Here is a 19,744-nt window from a genome sequence, read left to right on the forward strand (position 1 = left end):
TGCGGTCGACGATTGCCGATGTAGAAGGAGAGCGCGATGGCGGTATCACCGAGGAATTCCGAAGGTTCGGCGAAGACGACGACCAAAGAGATTCGCGAGTGGGCGATCGGAGAGGGCCGTGAAGTGTCGCCCCGCGGTCGGATTCCGGCGGAGATCGAACAGGCCTTCCATGATGCTCAGGCAGAAACGGCGCCAGCGAGGAAGGTAGCCGCGAAATCGTCGGCCGAGAAGAAGACGACCGCGAAGAAGACGACCGCGAAGAAGACGACCGCGAAATCGTCGGCCGCGAAGAAGGCAATGGCGGCGAAGAAGACGGTCGCGGAGAAGGCACCGGCGAAGACAACAGCGCCGAAGACGACGGCCGCGGAGAAAGTAGCCGCGCCGAAGGCGCCGGCGAAGAGCGCGGCGGTGGTCAGCAAGGCTCCGGCGAAGGCGACGACTAAAGAGATTCGCGAGTGGGCGATCGGAGAGGGCCGTGAAGTGTCGCCCCGTGGTCGGATTTCGGCGGAGATCGAGCAAGCTTTCCATGACGCTCAGGCAGAAGCGGTGCCGGCGAAGGGAACGGTCGCGAAGAAGACGGTCGCGAGGAAGACGGTCGCGAAGAAGGCAGGCGAGAAGAAGGCACCGGCGGCGAAGACAACAGCGCCGAAGACGACGACTAAAGAGATTCGGGAGTGGGCGATCGGAGAGGGCCGTGAAGTGTCGCCCCGTGGTCGGATTTCGGCCGAGATCGAGCAGGCTTTCCATGACGCTCAGGTAAGAACGGCGCCAGCGGGGAAAGTAGCCGCGAAATCATTGGCCGCGAAGAAGACGGCCGCGAAGGAGACGGTCGCCAGGAAGGCACCGGCGGCGAAGAAGGTGGCTGCGAAGAAGGCTCCGGCGAAGAAGACGCCTGTGAAGAAGGCTCCGGCGAAGAAGACGCCTGTGAAGAAGGTCGTCGCGGGGAAGGCTCCGGCGGAGACGTCGGTCGTGAAGAAGTCGGTCGCGAAGGGGGCGGCAACGAAGTCGGCGGCTGTGGAGTCGGCTGCGGATGCGGCGGTTGCGGAGACGACGGCCGTGAAGAAGAAGGTCGCGAGGAAGGCTCCGGCGACGACGTCGGTCGCGAAGTCGGTGGCTGTGGAGTCGGCGGCCGTGAAGGAGGCTCCGGCGGCGGGCACCGCTCCGGCGAAGGCGACGACCAAGGAGATTCGCGAGTGGGCGACCGGGGAGGGCCGTAAAGTGTCCTTCCGCGGGCGGATTTCGGCCGCGATTGTGCGAGCATTCCATGACGCTGCGGCAAAGTTGCCGCTCCCGCTCGGTTGAAACGGGTGGAGGGCCGCTATTGAGCGTGACCGGCCGACTGCTGTTGCCGCGGTATGCCTTCTGGGGTGATCCCATGTTCGGCACCGTGGAGGTCACCATCGAGGAGCTTGCGGAGTTACTCGAACGCCAAGTCCCTGACCGTGACCAGGATGCTGCGCCGCACTGACGGTGCCTCCTGTGTGTGAGAGAAGGGAACCGCCATCCGCCGCCACGGTTCCTGTTTTCTTCGAGGGAGGCGGTTGCGCAGCCGTCGTGGATAGGGTTGATGGATGGGGTCGATAGCGCTGGCTGTGAGGCCCGTGGGTGGCGGTAGGGGGTGATCGAGGAGAACTGCAAGGACCTGTCGATGTACGGGCTCGAGGAGTCGGTGCAGGAGATGTCCCCGCCAAAGCGGGGTGCTGACCGGGCGTGCAGTACAGGGTGACTACCGCTTGCGAAGGCAACCGGTGAGGGTGTGGGTCTCAGGGGGTGGGGATGTTGTGGGTGAGGGCGCGGGCGGCGAGTTGGGCGCGTTTGTGGTGTGGGGGAAGGTCGTCGATTTGGAAGGTGATGAAGAGGGCTTGCAGGTGTGTTTTGACGGTTTCGATGCTCACGTGCAGGGCGTCGGCGATCTGTTGGTTCGATGCGATGGGGTAGTCGCTGCCGTCGTAGAAGGGCCGGCACAGTTCGGTCAGGACGGTGCGTTGGGCGGGGGTGAGGTGCGGCGGTGTGCCGAGGGCGTCGCCGATATTGGTGATACCGCAGTCGGTTGCGGGCTGGCCGTGGTAGGTGAGAGTGCTGGCGCCGATCCGGATGACATCTCCGGGGTGCAGGGTGTGGCGTCCCCGTAGCCGGGTGCCGTTGACGATGGTGCCGTTGCGGGAGAGGCCTTTATCGGTGACGGTCCAGTAGGTGCCGAGGTGTTCGACGGTGGCGTGCAGGCGGGAGATGTCCGGGTCCGATTGCAGTGACAGGTCGGCGTGGGTGGCGCGGCCGATGGTGATGGGGGAGCGGTCCGGGGTCAGGGGCATTTCGTGGGTGTGCCCGCGGTCGGTGTAGATCAGGGCCGGGTTCGTCACTGGTGGTGATCTTTCCGGAAGGCGCCCATCGACACGGGCGAGGTGGTGGACGCCGGTGCCAGCATCTGCTCGACGGTGTGGAGCCACTGCCCGATCATGAGTGCTGCGGCGATGCCGACGGCGAGGGCGAGGGGGCAGGCGAGGGGCAGCCACGCGGTGAGGATGTCGGCGAAGAACCCCGACAACACGGTCAGGACCAGCAGTGGGAAGACCACGGCGATCCACCGGGCTCGGGACAGTTGCTCGCGGTATTCGATCAGCGCGGTGCGTTGTTGAGGTCGGGGGTCTGCGGTCGGCGGGTCATTGGAGGTGCTCGAGGTCATCGGTGTGCTTTCTCGGAGTCGGGGACGGGTCGCTACGTTTCGGTCTTTCTGGTGCTGTCCTTCCATCGTCGTGGACCGGGGCTACTCGGGTTAGCCACCCTCGGGTGGTGTGTGGCCACCCCCAGGAACGCTGCTGCATCTCTGCGCTTCCGGGTGTCGGTCAGGTTCGGAAGGCCGTGATCAAGCACCAGGCGGCGAGGAGGCCGCCGAGGCACAGGGCGATGATGCCGAGCATTCTCGCTCGCGACGACGCGGCGCGGGCGCCGTCGAGGTCACCGCTGTACCAGCGGGGGAACACTTTGAGTGCGTCGCTGAACGCGAAGAACGCGAGGGGCCAAAAGAACATCATCGCCGCGACGGCCCATCCGACGTTCGAGGGTGGGGGCGGCGGGGTGTGCGCTGTGGTCGGTTCGGGCTGGGTCATGGAGTTCTCCTAGGGAGTGTGGGTGGGGTGCGATTGCCCTGTCCACACTGGTCGACGCCGAACCCGACCCGCATCCCCTTCAGGGTGGTCCTTCGATCACCCCGTGCAGGTACCGCAATGCATTGGAACAAAGAGGGTTCCGGCTTGGGGGGTGCAGTGATGTTCACCCTGATGGGGATGAGAGACCCCTGCCTCGACCGGCAATGTTGACGGCATCGAAAGCGTCACCCACTCAACTCACACCGGAGGAAATAACATGTTGAACACCACCAAGCCCGTCAAGACCACTGTCCGTGCCCTTCTCGTCAGCGCCGCCGCGGTGCCGATGCTCGTCCTCGGTGCGGGTGCCGCGTCCGCCGCCCCGTTCCCCTTCGATGTGCCGATCAATATCGGCTTCGAGAACAACCAGCAGGGCGGCACCGGCGGTGCCGGCAACGGCGGGGATGCCGGCAACGGCAACAACAACACCGGGGGAACCGGTACCGGCGGTGCGGGCGGCGACGTCGGCGGCGGCGGAATCAACATCGGCTTCGAGAACAATCAGAAGGGCGGCAACGGCGGTGCCGGCACCGGTGGCGACGCCGGCACCGGGAACGGCAATACCGGTGGCAACGGTACCGGCGGGGCCGGCGGCAGTGTCGGGAAGTAACGCATCATGTCTTACAGGGCCACGCTCGGGGTGATCGTTGCCTCTGCCGCGGCGACGGCGGTCGTTGCACTCGGGTGCGGGGTCGCCGCCTCGACGGACGGGCCGAACATAGCCCCGGCCGCCGTCCCCGGAGTTGCCGTCCCGGTCGGTCCGGGCGCCACCGACTGCCGGCCGGGTGCGCCCGGGAGCGGCACCCGGGGTGGGGACGGCGGCGACTGCGCCGGCGGCTCGGCCGATGACGGTGTCGGCAACCGCGGCGGCAGCGCCGTGGGCGGTGACGGAGGCGATGTCGGATAGTGCTCGTGGGAGTGGACGGTACGGGCATTCCCACCCGATCGTCACGCCCGACCGCGCCGGACAAGTCGGGGGCGTCGAGTGGGGTTCCGGAAGCCGGACACCGAGGTCGTCAACGCCAGGTTGGGAAGGGAAAAAACAAACATGTTGCCCCGAAACAAGTGTCACCGCCTTTCGAGGGCCGATGCCGAACCGAAGTTGACCGGGGCGGCCGGAGTCGTCGGCTGTTTGGCGGTGGGCGGCAGTTCTATCCTCAGATGATGGCGGAAGTTGAGCCTGGCGGGAACCCGGATCGGACCGATCCGCGGGGAAGCCCGGCCGGTCTGGTGGGGGCAGCTCATGGGAACTCGGCATCGAAGGCCGTCATGACCCGGCATCCGCGACCAGGTGCGGCGCGGTGCGGACATCGACGATCCGGTCGGTGGTGGCGGAGGAACGCTGTTCACCGAACCGGTGCGGGTGGGCAATCAGCGGGCCAATGGGTACGGCGGTGCACCGGACGACGAAATCTTTGTGCCGTCCGGGATGACGAGGGCGCTTCGCCGAAGTGCTCGGGACCAGAATCTCTGAAGCGGGGTACGGTCCCGACAATGCAGTGCGAGCCGCATGGACACGGGCGTTCGGACCTGGGATTTGATGTTCTTGCCGGTACCCGCTCTAGGTGACCGGAAGGAGGCTTCGGCGAGGTGAATACTGGGCATCGGTGGATTCGGTCCTGTCGATTGCAGAGGGGTTCGCTAAGCGCGACAGCGAGTCCCGTGACTCTGCCGTCGAACGTCGGTGCCGCGGGCTAGCGTCGAGTGGGTACCCGGCAGACGGAGGAGCAGCGATGAGCACGGTCACGACAAATCAACCACTCGGTACCCCCACCTGGATCGACCTGGGCATCCCGGATCTCGACCGGGCGATGGCGTTCTACGGGTCGGTATTCGGTTGGGAGTTCGACGTGGGTCCCGAGGAGTACGGCAGGTACACGATGTGTTTGCTCGGCGGCAAGAGGGTCGCCGCGCTGATGCCGAATCCCGACGAGAACGCGACCGAGTTCTGGTGGAACGTCTACCTGGCGACTGATGATCTCGATGCGACGGTCGCTCGCTCCGTTGCCGCGGGTGGCACGTTGCTGGTGGAGCCGATGGACATCGCCGACCAGGGTCGGATGGCGATGGTGCGGGATCCGTCTGGGGCGCAGTTCGGCCTGTGGCAGGGGCGGGCACACGTGGGCTGCGAGCTCGTGAACGAGCCGAACACGTTGTTGCGCAACGACTTGGTGACCCCGAATCCGGGCCCGGCGCGGGAGTTCTACGCGGTGGTGTTCGACTTCACGCTGGACGGGAACGACGACCTGCCCGGCGTGGACTTCACCTTTCTGCGCAGGCCGGACGGGCACGAGATCGGCGGCATCGTGGGGGACGCGGCCGCCTCGGCGTCCTCCTGGGGCACTCTGTTCCAGGTTGCCGATGCCGACGCGGTCGTTGCTGCGGCCCGGGGCGGCGGGGGTACCGCGGAGGATCCGAAGGACATGCCGTACGGGCGGACCGCGGATATCACCGATCCGTTTGGTGCCACGTTCACGGTGGGTTCGCCGCTGCCGGGTGCTCAGGGGTAGGCAACCGTCGGGCTACCCCGGCTACGACGGGTGCGTGCGAGGTGGCGTCGAGGGTGATCTCGGGCCGTCACCCTAGGTGGCTTTGGCGTGGAATGTGGGCGTTCGGATGGCCTGGCGTCGGAGGGACCGGCGGCGGCGCGGAGCAGTCCAGGTACCGCCACGATGCGCTGGTGACATGACGTGCGCGAGGCGGTAGCGCTGCTCCAGTACCGCCGAGCCGGTCGTGCGATGATCGCCCTACTCGAGATGACCGCGTTGTCCCTGCCTCGACCCATCACCGACGCCCTCCTCGGTGGTGCCAATGGACCCGTCAGAATCCGTGTAGGCGGTCAGTTCGCTCCGGTTTGAGAACGGCGTCTGGCCAGGACCGCTGTACGGAATGACCCGCACCGTCAAGGACAACTTCGATGTGGCGGGTATACCGACGACGAACGGAACCGCGTTCGCCTACGCACCGCACGCCTCCGAAGACTGCTTCGTCATCGACCGAGTGAAAGAGGCGGGCGCTGTCATCCTGGGGAAAGCGAATCAGTCGGAATACTGCCAGTCCGTCACGAACCAGAACGTTCATCACGGTTCGTGTCGGAACCCGCGGGATCTGGACCGCATCGCGGGCGGATCCAGCGGCGGTTCGGCCGCCGGTGTCGCCGCGGGGATCGCAACGGCATCGATCGGAAGCGACTCCGGCGGTCCGGATCCCGGCAAGCCTGAACGGTGTTGTCGGACTGCGACCCTCGGCGGGGCGCCTCTCCAACCGCCGCACCGCATCCACCCGCGTGGCGACCTTCACCGTTGGGGGACCCCTTGCACGCACAGCCGTCGACGCCGCCCGGTTGTTCCACACCATGGACGCGTACGACCCGGCCGATGTGACGTCGGTCGACCGACGTCGCGACCACACCCTCGCCCTCGGACGGGAGGGACTCCGAGGCCTCCGGATCGGCGTCCCGACCAACTACTTCATGGACGGCGTGGACTGCGAGATCCTGGCAGCGGTGAACACCGCCATCGGCACCCTCGGCGACCTCGGTGCAGAGATCGCCGATGTGCGCGTGCCGGGTGCCGAGGACTGCCGTACGCATTTTTATCCGATGGTCACGGCGAACTTCTTCGCCCTTTACGGCGAGCACCTCGATCGGCCCGCCGAGGATCTCGATCCCGAAGTGGTGATGTCACTCGAACACGGTCGGTCGGTCACGGCGACCCAATTCGCCGAGGCGGCAATGTACCGGCAGTTGTTCGTCCGCAACCTCGAGCATCTCTTCGACGGCATCGACGTATTCGTCTGCCCGACAGTGCCGATCGCAACACCTCGACTCGGGAAGCTCGAGCACTCGGAAATGATGGACGTGTCGCGCAACAACTTCGTGCAGCCGATATCGATTCCGTGCGGACTCCGTTCGGACGGCATGCCGATCGGACTGCAGATGACAGCGGGATACCGGAAAGACACCGTCCTGCTGAACGCGGCCATCGCCTTCCAGAATGCGACCAGCTTTCACACGCAGCGGCCCTCGCTCATCGGCTGACCGAGCGTGAACAGGGCGTCGCTCCGGTCGTGCTGGAATGCGGCGGACCTGAGCACGTCGAGTGTGGTGGCATCGGTTGCGTCGACGCTGGTTTCGATGGAGATGGCGCCGCATGCCCAGAGGTGCTCGATTGCGGTCCGGACGACGCCCGCCGACCGGTCCCGGGTGTCGGCGGCCGCGTCGAGGCGAAGTAGGCCGACACGGTGCGGTTCATCGGTCAGGCTGACCCGGACGTGGCCTGCGACGGCCCCGTCGGCGTCGGTGACACACAACCGCTTCGTGTCGGTGGCGTCGGCCTCCTCGAAGTGTTGCCACACAGATGGCGCACCGGCGTCAGGGCCGGCGTCCGCGGTCACCACGAAAGTCGGCTGCGGGGGTCGCGCCATGCGAGACGCGGCATAGTCGGCGCGGGACGGCAGGAGGAGTCGGTCGCGCCTGCCCCCGAATTGTGCGCCGAATCGCCGCGCCAGCCGGCCGGACGCCGGATGTGAGCCGTAGGAGCACCCGACGAACGTCGCGCCGTCGACGGTCCCGAACGGTGTCGGCAGACCCGACAGGCCGGCACCGAGCGTCTCGAACACGACGGTGGCGACTCCCATCGACCGGTACCGCGGATCGACGACGATGTCGACGGCCCACAGCGACGATTCCAGTTCCCGCGCGGTGACCACCGCGGCGAGCACGGGCTCGCTCGGCGCTGCCGCGGTCCACCGGTGCAGCAGGGTGCGGACCTCGGCCGTCAGGTAGCGAGCCGAGGAGCGCAAAAAGGACTGTTCCGTTGCGGAGAAACCCATCTCCGCGTCGGCGTCACGCGCTGCCTGGAACAGGTGAGTGGTGTCGTGGGACGGGGGACCGTCGTAGTACCGGAGCGAGATCAGCTCGGCCTCGGTGGTGGTGGGCATGCTCACGCCTCCGGCGTCGTGTCGACCAGACGCCGCACTTCCCGCCGGAACAGGTGACTGGCCAACTCGTTCCGGCCGAGCAGCATCGTGCCCGCGTCCATGCTCGACAACACTCGCTGCGAACCGTCGAGGATCGGAAAGTCCTCGTCGTGGAGGATCGAGATGAGAATGTCCCAGTTCTTGTTCCACCGTTTCTCCCAGTGTTCCTCGGCCAGCCCGCTGTCCTCGACTGTCGGGGCCATCACCCGCATCTGCATGATGGACTCGTTCGGATCCGCCCCCACCGGACGGAACGTGAGCAGCTCGATGTGGGTTGCGTGTTTGAGCAGCATGGTGTTCGGTGCGAGGAAGCAACTCTCGATGGTGTGGTTCACCATCGACGGATCCCAGGTCACGTCCTGGCCGATGAACTGGTCGATGCTCTTGCGGCTGGTAAGGAACCAGAAGTGGCGTCCGTAGTCCTCCATGGCAACAGCGTTGGTGTGCAGCATCTTCCCTGCCGTGTTGGGATGCGCATACTTCACGTGGTAGTTGTCGAGGAACCCGTCCTGCATGATCTTCCAGTTGGTGGGGCGGCGGTAGGTGTGCGGATCGATGCTGACGAGGCGGTCGATGCCGAACCCGGCGAGAATTTCGTCCATCTCGGGACCGAGCCAGGCCGCGACGTCGATTTCTCGGCGGGCGTTGTCGATGATCCAGACGAAGCCGTGACGCTCCTCGACGGGAAGCTCGACGAGACCGAATCGGGACCGGTCGAATTCGCCGAACGTGTTGTCGAGGGTCACGTTGCGCAGCTGGCCGTCGGGATCGTACGACCATCGGTGATACGGGCACGAGAAGATTCGGCACTCGCCGGACTTCTCGGTCACCAGTTCGGCTCCGCGATGCCGGCACGCGTTGACGAATGCCTTGACGCTGCCGTCCTTCTGCCGGATGACGATGGCCTTGTTCCGGGGAAGTTCGACGGAGATGAAATCGTTCTTGCCGGCGAGTTCGGTGCTGTGGGCGACGATGAACGGAACTTCACCGAAAATTCGGTCCCGTTCGAGTTCGGCCATCGCAGGATCGTGGTAGTCGGTCGACTGGAACGGTGCGATCTCGTTCCATTGGTCGGTGACGGAATCGCTGAGGTGGGTGAGTAGTTTTCGCAGTGCGCGGTCTCGCACTGTCTGCATGTCGTGATCGATGCTCATGGTGAAGGGACTCCAATGTGGTCGAGGTGTCGCATGCGGGTGCGCGGTGCGTCTAGGACGCGGTTCGGCCGATGCGATCGTGATGCTCCGCAAGGTCTGCGTATTCGGCTCGCAGAATTCGTTTGTCGATCTTCATGCTGGATGTTCGCGGCAACGGGTCGTCGCGGAACACGACATACCGGGGCACCTTGTAGTTCGAGAGCCGAGTGCGGCAGTGATCGACAATCTCGTGTGAGGGAACGGGACCGGAGGTGCGAAGCAGAACGGCTGGTGTTTCACCGAATTCGTCATCGACGACGCCGATGACCGCGGCCTCGAGGACAGCCGGGAGTTCGAGGACGGCGCGCTCGAGTTCTGCTGCGTAGATGTTCATCCCGCCCGAGATGATCACGTCCTTGGTTCGGCCCACGACACGGATCGCGCCCTCGTCGTCCTTGACGCCGACATCGCCCGTACGCAGCCATCCTCCCGCGAACGTCTGCCCGGTGAGTGCGTCGTCCTGCCAGTAGCCTCGGGCGACTCCTGGACCGGAGATCCAGATCTCACCGGATGTGCCCGCGGGGCAGGGTGTGCCGTCCGGATCCATGATGTCGACCTTCGTGAGGGTGCCTCCGAAGCCGACTGATTCCGGTTTGCGAATGGACAGTTCGACGCTGGGGAAGGTGACCATCGACAGCGACTCGGTGAGTCCGTATGCCTGGCGCAGACCGACGCCCTTCGCCGACCAGGCTTCGATGAGGCCCAGCGTCACCGGGTTTCCGCCGATGAACACCACCTTCAACGACGAGAGGTCGGTGGATTCGAACGACGGGAGCGCTGCAATCTGCTCGAAGAAGATGGTGGTGCCAGCCATCGTCGTCACGCGCTCGGAGGAAATGAGAGACATCGCGACCTGCGGATCCCATTTGGGCAGCATGACGATACTGCCACCGAGGACGAGGGGCGCGAGGAATCCGTTGAGCAGGCCCGCGGCGAACGACATCGAGCTGACGTTCAGGGTGCGTGCGCCCATGAGTTCCGGCGCCTGCAGCGACCACTCGAAAAACGCGCCGAGCAACGACTCGTGGGTGTAGACGACACCCTTCGGCAGGCCGGTCGATCCGGACGTGGGAATGATGCAGACGGGATCGGCGGGATCGCTTCCGGGATCGGGGAGGGGCACGTCCGGATCGGTGGTGCACAGCATCTGGGAGTCCACGATCTGCGGCGGTTCGGTGATGCCCGCGCAGGCCGCTTCTGCGAACTCCCGGTTGAGCGCCGCGGCGACGACGACTTTCGGCGTCAATTTCTGGTAGACCTCGCTGAGTTCGGTGGTCTTGTGCCGTTCGTTCAGCGGGCACAGGATGGCGCCGGCGCGGATCGCACCCAGTGCGGCGATCGCCCACTCCACGGAGAGGCCGCCGAGAACACCGACACGGTCACCGGGACGCACGCCCGACGACACCAGGTGTGCGGCTGACCGATCCATGGCGACGGTCAATTCGCGCCAGGTCAACGAGCGGTCGTGACAGGTCAACGCCGGTGCGTCGGGTTGGCGAACCGTCCAGGCTTGGACGGCGCGCAGAATGGTGGTGTCACGCATCGACGTGCTCCTTGTCATAGGTATGGGGGTGTCTCGGACCCGCGGGTGGGCGGGAGTCGGGGGTACGATTCGCGCGGACCTGAGGAGGATCAGTGGGACGCAAGCCGGCGATCACGCGGAGCGCCGTGGTGTCTGCCGCGATCGAGATCATCGATCGCGACGGCATGGAGGGATTTAGCCTCGAACGGATCGCACAAGCGCTCAATGTGCGGGCGCCCTCGCTGTACAACCACTTCGCCGACAAGACCGAGATCCTGTCGGAGATCGCCCGCGCCGTCGTCCTGGCGACGCCGCGGCTTCCGGACCCGGCACCGGGGCAGTGGCGGGATTGGCTGATCGCCGAGTCGCTCGAGTTCCGGAATTCGTTGCTCCGTCACCCGAATGTTGTTCCGGTGGTGTTCACGTGGTTTCCCGAGAACCTTCTGCACAAGCTCTACGCGCAGTATTCGAGGCTGCTGGACGACCAGGGAGTTCCGTCGTCCCGGCATCTGTTCCTTCTCGAGGCCACCCACCGCATGACGGTCGGATCTGCGATGTGCACTGCGACCGGCAGGCCCGCTCTGATGGAATTGCCGCCGAACGCGTCGGTGGAACCCTCCGCGGGAGCGTCGGTTGCGGCGCAGGATGCCGACGAGGTGCTGTTCGTCGAGATGCTCAGAGCGTTCCTGGTCGGCGTCGAAATCGACGGTGGGAACTGACCGGCGACCGACTCCGGTGGGTGCCGGTCGATGGGCAGGCGATAGGCGGTGAAGACATCTCCGAGCCTCCTCGGGCTGCTGAAGCGTGTGTCCGTGGCGTTGGACGATACGTGGCGTGAGACGATGCTACATCGAGCGCGACTTGTCTCATACGCATAAACTATAGTCGTTAGTAAATTCGGTCAAGTCTCAACGGAACTGACATTTCCGATCACATCCCGCAGTACCCGGGTGACAGTCTGCGCTGTAGGTGATGGGTTGGAGTCCCGCATGCCATGGCGTCGGGAGGGTGGGGAGTCACCCGCGTTGGGCACGAGCTACGCGATACTGCACCGAATTCCTGCAGATCAGTAAGCGATGCTGTTCGACGACTGGAAACGGTTGGGTGCGTGGCGGCACGCCGCCCCATGGTGGCAGGTCGGGATCCAAGCCAGTCGCATGTTAGCTACAGGGCGGAACGTCGGCCCGTTTCGGACTCGCAGTGTGCGGGTTAGCGGTGGTCGGCGCTCCTATTCTGCGCGACGCCGACGGCTCCAAGACCGCAATGCTCTCCGACGCCGGCGGCCGCGGCACCGACACCTGACCCGGATCTGGTCCAGGTGAATCGGAAAAGGCTACTGCGCCAACTGTTCTTCGGTAACCAAAAGATCGCCCCGCGGCCGACCGCGGCCGGGATGCTTCCGGGCCAGGACGGGTCTTGGATCAGGGTGAGTAGTCGTAGGTGCAGGTCGTCGAGCTCGTCGTCGCGCGGGCCGAGGTCGGCGGCCAGCTCGGGATCACGCTTGCGGAGCACCTGTTCGGCGAGTCGGGCCAGCTCGCCCGCCACCCGCCCCATCCGGGCGAGCAGTTCTCGCCGGCCCGCCCATTCGGCTCAGATCCGACACCAGATGCACTCCGGGGGCCTGCAGCGCCAGTGTCTGCTCCTCACCCGGACCGTGTGACTGCTCGATCTGCTCGGTGAGGTCGAACACCCGCTCGGTCAGCGGTAGGTCGGTCCGGATGAGGGCGGCGATGGCCTCCCCGGCCGGGTGGCACATCGACGCCAGCCGGCCGGTCAGGTCGTCGAGTTGCTCGTGACACTTTAGCCGCATCGCATCATCGTCGGGCACTCCGCAGGGGGCTTCGCGCTCGTCCCGCGTAGTTATCGGGAGGCCGCTGGTTACCAGGAGGCCGCGTCCCCGGTGAAGGTGGAGGTCGGTCGGTCGAGGTGCCGCGGCGGGAGGGGCCGGTGCTCGCCGCGACGCAGCCGGCGGGCGTGTCGTCGGCGGTCGGTTTCGGTCATGCCGCCCCAGACGCCGTACGGCTCGCCGGTGCTCAACGCGTGATCGCGGCACTGCACGAGAACCGGGCACCCCTCGCAGATCTGTTTGGCGCGGGATTCGCGGCGGGCTCGGGCGGTCCCGCGCTCGCTGTCGGGGGAGAAGAACACCGACGATTCGATACCGCGGCACGCGGCGTCCTCCCGCCAGTCCCGGTCGCCGGGGGTGATCTCCTCGGTGGGCGGCGACGAGGGTCTTACGGGCAGCACTGCGGTTCCTTCCTTCCCGGAACGTGGGAGCCGTCGAGACGGATCCGGACCACGCCGGGAAGCTTTTCGATGGTGACGGGTATCGGTTATGCCTCGTTTCCGATAGACGAAACCGAATATCTCGTTGGTGAGGGAGTGCGTGCACGGTTCACGACGACGATTCGGTCCGTGGTCATCTGCCAGTAGCCCTTCTGTGTCTGTTTGCGCTCGGTCGGACGTTCATGAGGAAGGGGCATCGACCCACGTCTCGTAGAACGGCGGCATCTCGGATGCCTTCCCGCGGAACTGGGGTGGGCGCTTGTCGAGAAAGGCTCGCACGCCCTCGTCGCCGTCGCCGATGCTCGTGTAGAACATGGCCAGGGAATCGACGCGATGGGCCTCGACAGGATGCGGTGCCGCCGAATTCCGCAGGAGCATCTGGCGCATGAGTGCGACCGATACCGGGGACCGGTCGCGTGTCCACGCGTCCGCCAGTGCCCGCGCTTCACCGAGCAGCGCATCGGGCTCGTGAATGGCCTGCGCCAGGCCGGTCTCGTGCGCGGCGGCGGCATCGAGAATCTCTGCGCGGTACACCAGATCTAGCGCTGCGGGCAGGCCGACGAGCCGGGGCAGAAACCAGGTCGAGCAGGCTTCCGGCACGATGCCGAGCTTGCCGAATACCAGCCCGAATCGCGCCCTGTTCGACAAGAGACGCGCGTCCATCGCCAACGTCATAGTCGCGCCGATTCCGACAGCCGCACCGTTGATCGCGGCGATCACCGGTTTGCGGCAGGCGTGGATCGCGAGGGTGACGCGGCCGCCGGTGTCGCGGATCCGGCGCAGCCCCGGGTCGTGGAGATTGTGCATGTCGGCGAGGGACGGCCTTTTCGACTCGTCGAGGCCGAATACGTTTCCTTCGCTCGACAGGTCCATGCCGGCGCAGAAGGCGCGTCCCTCACCGGTGACTATCACCGCTCGGACCTCGTCGTTGTGGTTCACCGACACGAAGGTGTGCTCGAGTTCGTCGGCCATCTCGACGGTGAATGCGTTGAGGTGGTCGGAACGGTCGAGCACGACAGTGAGGATGCCGTCCTCGATCTCGTGGCGGATGGTCGTGTATTGCATGATTGTTCCTTGCCTACATGTCAGGTGAGGTCGGCGGTGATCCTGCGGATGGCGGTTTCGGCGTCGCTCACGATGTCCGAGATGATCGTCTTACAGGGCAGGACGGCCTCGATGAGGCCCTGGGACTGGCCAGCCCACCACATTCCGCCGTCCATGTCGCCGTTCTGCAATACCTCGGTGCGTCCGCGTACCCCGGATGCGAGGTCCGCGACATCGGCGAATTCTGCGCCCGGCCGGGCCGAAAGGGCTGCGATCTCCTCGGAAATCGAATTCCGGGCCACTCGAGCGGTGTTGCGGAACTCCCGGAACACGAGGATGGTCTGGCGTTCGTCGTTCGCGACGATCTGTGCCTTGACGTTCGGATGCACGGGCGCTTCGTCGCTCGCGACGAACCGGGTGCCCATATTGATCGCGCAAGCCCCGAGGGCGAGTGCTGCTACGAGCCCGTCCCCGGTGGCGAACCCGCCGCTGGCGATGATCGGGATGTCGAGGACGCGGGCCGCGGCGGGGATGAGGATGAGCCCCGGGATGTCCTCGTTGCCGGGGTGGCCGGCGCACTCGAACCCGTCGATGCTCACCGCGTCGACGCCCATTGATTGGGCCTTCACGGCGTGCCGAACTGCCACCGCCTTGTGGATGACCTTGATCCCTGCGGCTTTGAACGCTGCGACGTGCTCCTGGGGATTGCTGCCGGCGGTCTCGACGATGGTGATGCCGCCGTCGATAATTGCTGCGCGGTACTCGTCGTAGGGGACGGGATTGACAGTCGGGAGAAGGGTGAGGTTCACGCCGAACGGCTTGTCGGTCATCTCCCGGCACCGGACGATTTCGGCCGCGAGTGCTTCGGGTGTGGGTTGGGTCAATGCGGTGAGGAACCCGAGTCCGCCGGCTTCGGCGACTGCGGAGATCAGCTCCGCGGTGCCTACGCCGGTCATTCCTCCGCACACGATGGGGTGTTCGACACCGAAAGCCTCGGTGAAGCGTGTATTCAGCATCGTCACGGCCTTCCTGCGTGCGGAACGTCGACGGTCGTCGCGAGAACCTTGGCCTCCCGCGCTGCACTGCGCTGGGCCTCGTCGAAATCCGGTGCGACGGAAAGGAACAGGGTGCATCCGTCGTCACCGCCGAGGGCGACCGCGAACACGCCCAGCGGTGCGGTGCTCACCTCGTCGAGGACGACTCCGCCCTCGCCCAAGCGGACGGCGCGTTGGTTGACGCAGTCGGCGATCCAGATAGCGCCCTCGGCGTCGAGGGCCTGGCCGTCGGGGGCTATCGCGCATGCCGCGAGCCGCTTCTCGACGTTCGGTTCATCGCCGAGGTCTCCGAAGGAGGCGAAATCTTCTCGGTGGCCGAGTGTTCCGTCACTGGTGATGTCGAACCTGGAGATGCGGTTGCCGAATAATTCGTTGACGTAGAGCGTTTTTCCGTCCGGGGAGATGCACATGCCGTTCGGGAAGGACAGCCCGTCGGCGGCCACGCGGGAGGTGCCGTCGGTGTCGACGAGGACGACGACGCCGTGCTCGTGGTCGGCTCCGCCCATGAGGTCGAACCCGAATTCGCCGACGTACGCCTGTCCGTTCGCAGCGACCACCATGTCGTTGGCGTAGCCGCGGCAGTGGGCGGAAATGTCGGCGTGTTCGACGAGCGAGCCGTCGGTTTCGCGGCGCAGAATCTTGCGGTCCTTCATCGAGACGACGAGCATGCGCCCGTCGGGGAGCCAGCCGAGGCCGGAAGGCTGGTGATCGACGGTGCAGACCCGTTCGACGGATCCGTCGGCGTTCACGACGTTGACCGAGTGGGTGTAGAAGTCCACGAACCACAGCCGGCCCTCACGCCAGCGGGGTCCCTCGGTGTAGGTGAAGCCCGCCGCGATCTCGGTGAGCTGACGATCGGACATGTCGGTACCTCTTTCCCGGATTCTGCTCGTGCCACGTGCCGTGCCATCCGTCGAAGTTCGATTGACCCGTACGGGTGGTGTGAGCCCAGTCTCGCGACTTGGGATGTGATGCGGGTGTCCGACAACGCGACAGTGCATTGCAAAGCGGCGTGTGGATCGGGTGGATGTCGCGAATTCGGACGGTCTATAAGGCGGTCGGCATGGACGCTGGTCACACGCTCACCCACCGGATCCGGAGGAAACCGCCATGCTCACCACGATGATGGATCGTCCACTGCTGATCAGCTCGTTGCTGTGGCACGCCGAGAACGTCTTCGCCGACCGGGTCGGAGTTTCGTGCGACGCGGCCCGTGGAGACCGGGAGTTCACCTACCGCGATCTCGGCATGTCCACCCGCCGGTTCGCCGGTGCGTTCGACGACATGGGAATCGGGTTCGGGACGAGGGTTGCGACGCTGGCGTGGAACACCTTCGACCACCTCGTTGCCTACTATGCCGTCCCGGCGTCCGGGGCGATCCTGCATACCGTCAACCATCGGATGTCGCCTGACCACATCGCGTACACGATGGACAAAGCCGAGGACGAGGTGGTCCTGATCGACGCCGACCTTCTGCCGGTGCTCACCGAAGTCCTCCCGCGTCTGCCGCGCATCCGGCACGTGGTCGTCTTCGGCACTCTCGACGGCATCGATCGTGCTATGTCCTCGACGGTGACGTGGTGGTCCTTCGATCGGCTCCTGCTCGAGGCCGTACCGATCGAGGAGTTTCCGGAGTTCGACGAGACCACCGCGTCGTCGATCTGTTTCACTTCCGGCACCACAGGGCTGCCCAAGGGAGTGGTGTACAGCCACCGCAGCACCGTGCTGCATGCCATGGCGATCAGTGCGGCCGGTGGTGTCGCGATCGAGGGGTCGCGCTCGTATCTGCTGGCCACGCAGATGTCCCACGTCCACGGCTGGGGTGTTCCACACGCGGGGGTACTGCAGGGCGCTCGCCTCGTCCTTCCCGGGCCACACCCCTCGCCGGCCGAGCTGCTGCGCATCACTACCGAGCAGACCCCGGACGTGGTCGTGGGCGCACCGGCCGTTGCCGCGCTCATGCGCGAGCGGTTCGACGCCGATCCCGGCCGCTACGACCTTGGGAGCGTGCGCACTCTGTGGCTGGGCGGTCAGGTACCGCCGTCGGGGCTGGTGAACTGGTGGGCCGGGCACGGAGTCTCGACCGTCAACGGGTGGGGTATGACCGAGACCTCGCCGATGGGGACCTTCGGTCACGTCCCGGCGAGCCAGGGGCGGCCCCTGCCGCTGTTCCAGGTGCGCATCGTCGACGAGGAGGGTCGAAGTCTGCCGTGGAACGGGTTCACCACCGGTGAGCTCGAATCTCGTTCACCCTGGGTAACCGGCACGTACCTCGGCGACGACCGTGCCGGCGACGCGTTCCATGACGGTTGGTTGCGGACCGGCGACGTCGCTGTCATCCACCCCGACGGTCAGGTCGAGATCCGCGATCGAGTCAAGGACCTCATCAAGAGCGGCGGGGAGTGGATCTCCTCCGTCGAGCTGGAGAACACGCTGCTGCTGCACCCGGCCGTGCTCGAGGCCGCGGTCATCGCGGTGCCGCACGAGACGTGGCAGGAACGTCCCGTCGCGTGGGTCCGGCTGACCGACGACGTTTCCGACGACGGACTGCGGGCACATCTGGCGGCGACCCTGCCGAAATTCTGGCTTCCGGACATGTTCGTGCGGGTGGACGAGGTCCCCAAGACGTCGGTGGGCAAGCTCGACAAGACGCGGATGCGGCACATGTGGTGCGCGGACGTCGACGTGTAGCAGTCTGGGACACTCACAACTGGTGTGACCTCGGTTACATGATGGGTCTACTGGCTGCAAGGTTATACGAGGTGGTGATGGGTGGTGACCGACCGGATCTGCGCGCGGGTGGGTGATCGTGACATCGACGCGTACGAGAGTGCTCCATCGGGGCTGCGGCCGGAGATCGAGCAGTCGTGGCGTCGGCGGTGCTGTCGACGGCCATCTCGAGGTCGATGGGGTTCGACATCAGACTCGAGCACGTCCCCGACGACTACCGCGCACTCGGGTCGGGTCGACAACTCACTTCCCTCGAACGCAGCGAGCGGGACACGATCGTGCGTGCCCTCGACGAAGCCGACGGCAACAAGTCCCTCGCCGCGGATCGGCTCGAGGTCGCCCGATCGCCGCTGTACCGCACAATCGGTGCGCTCGGCATGGACAACAGACGCTACGGATCCTGACCTCCCGAAAGCCCCTGTCGCATAACGGGACATCCCCACCTGACTCGGAGCGGAGACGATGGGCGAAGGACGGGTGACCCTCGGGTTACCCGACTCCTCGCGCGCCACCGCAGCAGGCGGTGACGTCGGACCACCCCGAAGGGATGATCAACGATGAAACGCACAGTCTACGGCGACGACCACGCGGCCTATCGGGACTCTGTCCGCCAATTCCTGGCGCGGTATTTCGAACCGCGCGCCGAGGACGTTCGGGCCGACAAGGCGCTGCCCCGGGACTTCTGGCTCGAAGCCGGAAAACACGATCTGCTCGGGCTCGAAGTCCCGGCCGAGTACACAGGTGGTGACGCGGGCGACTACCGCTTCAACGCGGTGCTCATCGAGGAATTGGCGAAGGTCAACGCAGCCCTGGCGTCGAGCGTCAGTATCCACTGTGACGTCGTAGCACCGTATCTGGTGCATCTGACCACCGACGAGCAGAAGGCCCGGTGGCTGCCAGGGGTGTGCTCGGGCGAGATGCTCACCGCGATCGGGATGACCGAGCCAGGCGGAGGTTCGGATCTGGCCGCGCTCAAGACCACCGCGGTACGCGACGGCGGCAGCTGGGTGCTCTCCGGCGCGAAAACGTTCATCACCAACGGGTATTCGGCAGATCTGGTGGTGATCGCGGCACGGACCTCGCCGGAGAAAAAGGCCAAGGGCATCACTCTCTTCGGTGTCGAGACATCCCTGCCCGGATTCGAGCGCGGCCGCAAACTCGACAAGGTCGGCCAGGACGAAGCGGACACCGCAGAATTGTTCCTCGACAACGTGCGGGTCACCGACGCCGATGTGATCGGCGAGCTCGATCGCGGGTTCATCCACATGATGTCGTTCCTACCCCAGGAACGACTGGGATGTGCCATCGCCAACCTCGCGCACGCTGCGCAGATTCTCGACGAGACCGTCGACTACTGCCGTGAGAGAAAGGCATTCGGTCAGGCGATTGGAACCTTCCAGCACAACAAGTTCCTGATCGCCGACCTGGTGACACAGATCGAGGTCACGCAGGCATATGTCGATCGGTGCGTCGAGGCGCACGTGGCCGGTGACCTCACCTCCGTCGATGCGGCGAAAGCGAAGTGGTGGACCGCCGACGTGCAAAACCGGGTGATCGACCACTGCGTGCAGCTGCACGGGGGCTACGGCTACATGAACGAATACCGGGTGGCGCGGGCGTGGCGGGATGCGCGGGTCTCGAGGATCTGGGCAGGGTCGAACGAGATCATGAAGGAACTGATCGGCCGCGATCTCGGATTCTGAACCCGATAGTGTTCTGGCACTGCGTATGTGAACGAAATATGACATGTGTCCGTGATTCGATTTCGGACACTTCACATCACACAAT

Annotated in this window: 21 protein-coding genes and 2 pseudogenes; 12 read left to right on the forward strand and 11 right to left on the reverse strand. The window is 65.5% G+C overall.

The genetic code is table 11. From position 1 onward, the window contains the following. The first annotated feature begins 36 nt into the window (after window positions 1-36). Window positions 37-1,302, forward strand: coding sequence for an Lsr2 family DNA-binding protein (locus L1080_RS08920; protein ID WP_250763571.1), 1,266 nt, complete (start codon window positions 37-39; stop codon window positions 1,300-1,302). 25 nt (window positions 1,303-1,327) lie between these two features. Beyond that, window positions 1,328-1,468 (forward strand): hypothetical protein, encoded by a 141-nt coding sequence (locus L1080_RS08925; protein ID WP_250763568.1) that lies wholly within the window; start codon window positions 1,328-1,330, stop codon window positions 1,466-1,468. 295 nt (window positions 1,469-1,763) lie between these two features. Here the strand turns inward: L1080_RS08925 and L1080_RS08930 are convergent, their stop codons facing one another. From L1080_RS08930 to L1080_RS08940, 3 genes are all read right to left on the reverse strand, one after another. Then, window positions 1,764-2,360: an FHA domain-containing protein gene (locus L1080_RS08930; protein WP_250763565.1), complete on the reverse strand. Its 597-nt coding sequence runs from the start codon at window positions 2,358-2,360 to the stop codon at window positions 1,764-1,766. Further along, window positions 2,357-2,683: a hypothetical protein gene (locus tag L1080_RS08935; RefSeq protein WP_250763563.1), complete on the reverse strand. Its 327-nt coding sequence runs from the start codon at window positions 2,681-2,683 to the stop codon at window positions 2,357-2,359. The genes L1080_RS08930 and L1080_RS08935 overlap by 4 nt, the downstream gene beginning before the upstream one ends. Window positions 2,684-2,843: 160 nt before the next feature. Next, window positions 2,844-3,107 (reverse strand): CD225/dispanin family protein, encoded by a 264-nt coding sequence (locus L1080_RS08940; RefSeq protein ID WP_250763560.1) that lies wholly within the window; start codon window positions 3,105-3,107, stop codon window positions 2,844-2,846. 256 nt (window positions 3,108-3,363) lie between these two features. Between L1080_RS08940 and L1080_RS08945 the strand changes: the two genes are divergently transcribed. The 6 genes and pseudogenes from L1080_RS08945 (at window position 3,364) to L1080_RS08970 (ending at window position 7,185) form a co-directional block, all read left to right on the forward strand. Next, on the forward strand, window positions 3,364-3,756 hold the full coding sequence (locus L1080_RS08945; RefSeq protein WP_250765159.1) for a hypothetical protein: 393 nt from the start codon (window positions 3,364-3,366) through the stop codon (window positions 3,754-3,756). Window positions 3,757-3,762: 6 nt separating this feature from the next. Continuing rightward, window positions 3,763-4,053, forward strand: coding sequence for a hypothetical protein (locus L1080_RS08950; RefSeq protein WP_250763557.1), 291 nt, complete (start codon window positions 3,763-3,765; stop codon window positions 4,051-4,053). 384 nt (window positions 4,054-4,437) lie between these two features. After that, window positions 4,438-4,620 carry a hypothetical protein gene (locus L1080_RS08955; protein WP_250763554.1) on the forward strand — a complete coding sequence of 61 codons (183 nt, stop codon included), beginning with the start codon at window positions 4,438-4,440 and terminating at the stop codon, window positions 4,618-4,620. Window positions 4,621-4,879: 259 nt separating this feature from the next. Further along, window positions 4,880-5,656, forward strand: coding sequence for a VOC family protein (locus L1080_RS08960; RefSeq protein WP_250763551.1), 777 nt, complete (start codon window positions 4,880-4,882; stop codon window positions 5,654-5,656). A 180-nt stretch (window positions 5,657-5,836) separates the two neighbouring features. Then, entirely contained in the window at window positions 5,837-6,004 is a 168-nt protein-coding gene (locus tag L1080_RS08965) for a hypothetical protein (protein WP_250763548.1), read from the forward strand. A 31-nt stretch (window positions 6,005-6,035) separates the two neighbouring features. Next, window positions 6,036-7,185, forward strand: a pseudogene (locus L1080_RS08970) (amidase). Here L1080_RS08970 and L1080_RS08975 read toward each other — a convergent pair. From L1080_RS08975 to L1080_RS08985, 3 genes are read right to left on the reverse strand one after another with little or no spacing between them, the layout of a single operon-like run. Beyond that, window positions 7,155-8,087 carry a hypothetical protein gene (locus L1080_RS08975; RefSeq protein WP_250763545.1) on the reverse strand — a complete coding sequence of 311 codons (933 nt, stop codon included), beginning with the start codon at window positions 8,085-8,087 and terminating at the stop codon, window positions 7,155-7,157. The pseudogene L1080_RS08970 and the gene L1080_RS08975 overlap by 31 nt on opposite strands. Window positions 8,088-8,089: 2 nt before the next feature. Beyond that, window positions 8,090-9,280 (reverse strand): aromatic ring-hydroxylating oxygenase subunit alpha, encoded by a 1,191-nt coding sequence (locus tag L1080_RS08980; protein ID WP_250763541.1) that lies wholly within the window; start codon window positions 9,278-9,280, stop codon window positions 8,090-8,092. A gap of 52 nt (window positions 9,281-9,332) precedes the next feature. After that, window positions 9,333-10,862 (reverse strand): class I adenylate-forming enzyme family protein, encoded by a 1,530-nt coding sequence (locus tag L1080_RS08985; protein WP_250763539.1) that lies wholly within the window; start codon window positions 10,860-10,862, stop codon window positions 9,333-9,335. Between the two features lie 92 nt (window positions 10,863-10,954). Between L1080_RS08985 and L1080_RS08990 the strand changes: the two genes are divergently transcribed. After that, complete coding sequence (locus L1080_RS08990; RefSeq protein ID WP_250763537.1) at window positions 10,955-11,560, forward strand: TetR family transcriptional regulator; 606 nt, start codon at window positions 10,955-10,957, stop codon at window positions 11,558-11,560. A 661-nt stretch (window positions 11,561-12,221) separates the two neighbouring features. Here L1080_RS08990 and L1080_RS08995 read toward each other — a convergent pair. From L1080_RS08995 to L1080_RS09015, 5 genes and pseudogenes are all read right to left on the reverse strand, one after another. Further along, window positions 12,222-12,651 (reverse strand): annotated as a pseudogene (locus L1080_RS08995) (PhoU domain-containing protein); the annotation flags it as partial. Between the two features lie 68 nt (window positions 12,652-12,719). Then, window positions 12,720-13,088: a WhiB family transcriptional regulator gene (locus L1080_RS09000; protein WP_308202098.1), complete on the reverse strand. Its 369-nt coding sequence runs from the start codon at window positions 13,086-13,088 to the stop codon at window positions 12,720-12,722. A 219-nt stretch (window positions 13,089-13,307) separates the two neighbouring features. Next, window positions 13,308-14,192, reverse strand: a complete 885-nt coding sequence (locus L1080_RS09005) for a crotonase/enoyl-CoA hydratase family protein (protein ID WP_250763534.1) — start codon at window positions 14,190-14,192, stop codon at window positions 13,308-13,310. A 20-nt stretch (window positions 14,193-14,212) separates the two neighbouring features. After that, on the reverse strand, window positions 14,213-15,187 hold the full coding sequence (locus tag L1080_RS09010) for an NAD(P)H-dependent flavin oxidoreductase (protein ID WP_284707220.1): 975 nt from the start codon (window positions 15,185-15,187) through the stop codon (window positions 14,213-14,215). Window positions 15,188-15,189: 2 nt separating this feature from the next. After that, window positions 15,190-16,089 (reverse strand): SMP-30/gluconolactonase/LRE family protein, encoded by a 900-nt coding sequence (locus tag L1080_RS09015; RefSeq protein WP_250763531.1) that lies wholly within the window; start codon window positions 16,087-16,089, stop codon window positions 15,190-15,192. A gap of 247 nt (window positions 16,090-16,336) precedes the next feature. Between L1080_RS09015 and L1080_RS09020 the strand changes: the two genes are divergently transcribed. The 3 genes from L1080_RS09020 (at window position 16,337) to L1080_RS09030 (ending at window position 19,659) form a co-directional block, all read left to right on the forward strand. Next, complete coding sequence (locus tag L1080_RS09020) at window positions 16,337-17,917, forward strand: long-chain fatty acid--CoA ligase (protein WP_250763529.1); 1,581 nt, start codon at window positions 16,337-16,339, stop codon at window positions 17,915-17,917. A gap of 176 nt (window positions 17,918-18,093) precedes the next feature. After that, the gene (locus L1080_RS09025) at window positions 18,094-18,360 is read left to right on the forward strand and encodes a helix-turn-helix domain-containing protein (RefSeq protein ID WP_250763527.1); all 267 of its coding nucleotides are present in this window, start codon (window positions 18,094-18,096) and stop codon (window positions 18,358-18,360) included. Window positions 18,361-18,513: 153 nt separating this feature from the next. Next, window positions 18,514-19,659: an acyl-CoA dehydrogenase family protein gene (locus L1080_RS09030; protein WP_250763525.1), complete on the forward strand. Its 1,146-nt coding sequence runs from the start codon at window positions 18,514-18,516 to the stop codon at window positions 19,657-19,659. Window positions 19,660-19,744: the final 85 nt, after the last annotated feature.

The organism is Rhodococcus sp. MSC1_016 (genome assembly GCF_023667485.2).
GTDB classification, from domain to species: Bacteria; Actinomycetota; Actinomycetes; order Mycobacteriales; family Mycobacteriaceae; genus Rhodococcus_F; species Rhodococcus_F oxybenzonivorans.

Excerpts from the sequence above, each read along its gene's own strand:
- L1080_RS08920 (WP_250763571.1), top strand. The coding sequence starts at position 37 with ATGGCGGTATCACCGAGGAATTCCGAAGGTTCGGCGAAGACGACGACC.
- L1080_RS08935 (WP_250763563.1), bottom strand. The coding sequence starts at position 2,683 with ATGACCTCGAGCACCTCCAATGACCCGCCGACCGCAGACCCCCGACCT.
- L1080_RS08940 (WP_250763560.1), bottom strand. The coding sequence starts at position 3,107 with ATGACCCAGCCCGAACCGACCACAGCGCACACCCCGCCGCCCCCACCC.
- L1080_RS08945 (WP_250765159.1), top strand. The coding sequence starts at position 3,364 with ATGTTGAACACCACCAAGCCCGTCAAGACCACTGTCCGTGCCCTTCTC.
- L1080_RS08950 (WP_250763557.1), top strand. The coding sequence starts at position 3,763 with ATGTCTTACAGGGCCACGCTCGGGGTGATCGTTGCCTCTGCCGCGGCG.
- L1080_RS08960 (WP_250763551.1), top strand. The coding sequence starts at position 4,880 with ATGAGCACGGTCACGACAAATCAACCACTCGGTACCCCCACCTGGATC.
- L1080_RS08975 (WP_250763545.1), bottom strand. The coding sequence starts at position 8,087 with ATGCCCACCACCACCGAGGCCGAGCTGATCTCGCTCCGGTACTACGAC.
- L1080_RS08980 (WP_250763541.1), bottom strand. The coding sequence starts at position 9,280 with ATGAGCATCGATCACGACATGCAGACAGTGCGAGACCGCGCACTGCGA.
- L1080_RS08985 (WP_250763539.1), bottom strand. The coding sequence starts at position 10,862 with ATGCGTGACACCACCATTCTGCGCGCCGTCCAAGCCTGGACGGTTCGC.
- L1080_RS09005 (WP_250763534.1), bottom strand. The coding sequence starts at position 14,192 with ATGCAATACACGACCATCCGCCACGAGATCGAGGACGGCATCCTCACT.
- L1080_RS09010 (WP_284707220.1), bottom strand. The coding sequence starts at position 15,187 with ATGCTGAATACACGCTTCACCGAGGCTTTCGGTGTCGAACACCCCATC.
- L1080_RS09015 (WP_250763531.1), bottom strand. The coding sequence starts at position 16,089 with ATGTCCGATCGTCAGCTCACCGAGATCGCGGCGGGCTTCACCTACACC.
- L1080_RS09020 (WP_250763529.1), top strand. The coding sequence starts at position 16,337 with ATGCTCACCACGATGATGGATCGTCCACTGCTGATCAGCTCGTTGCTG.
- L1080_RS09030 (WP_250763525.1), top strand. The coding sequence starts at position 18,514 with ATGAAACGCACAGTCTACGGCGACGACCACGCGGCCTATCGGGACTCT.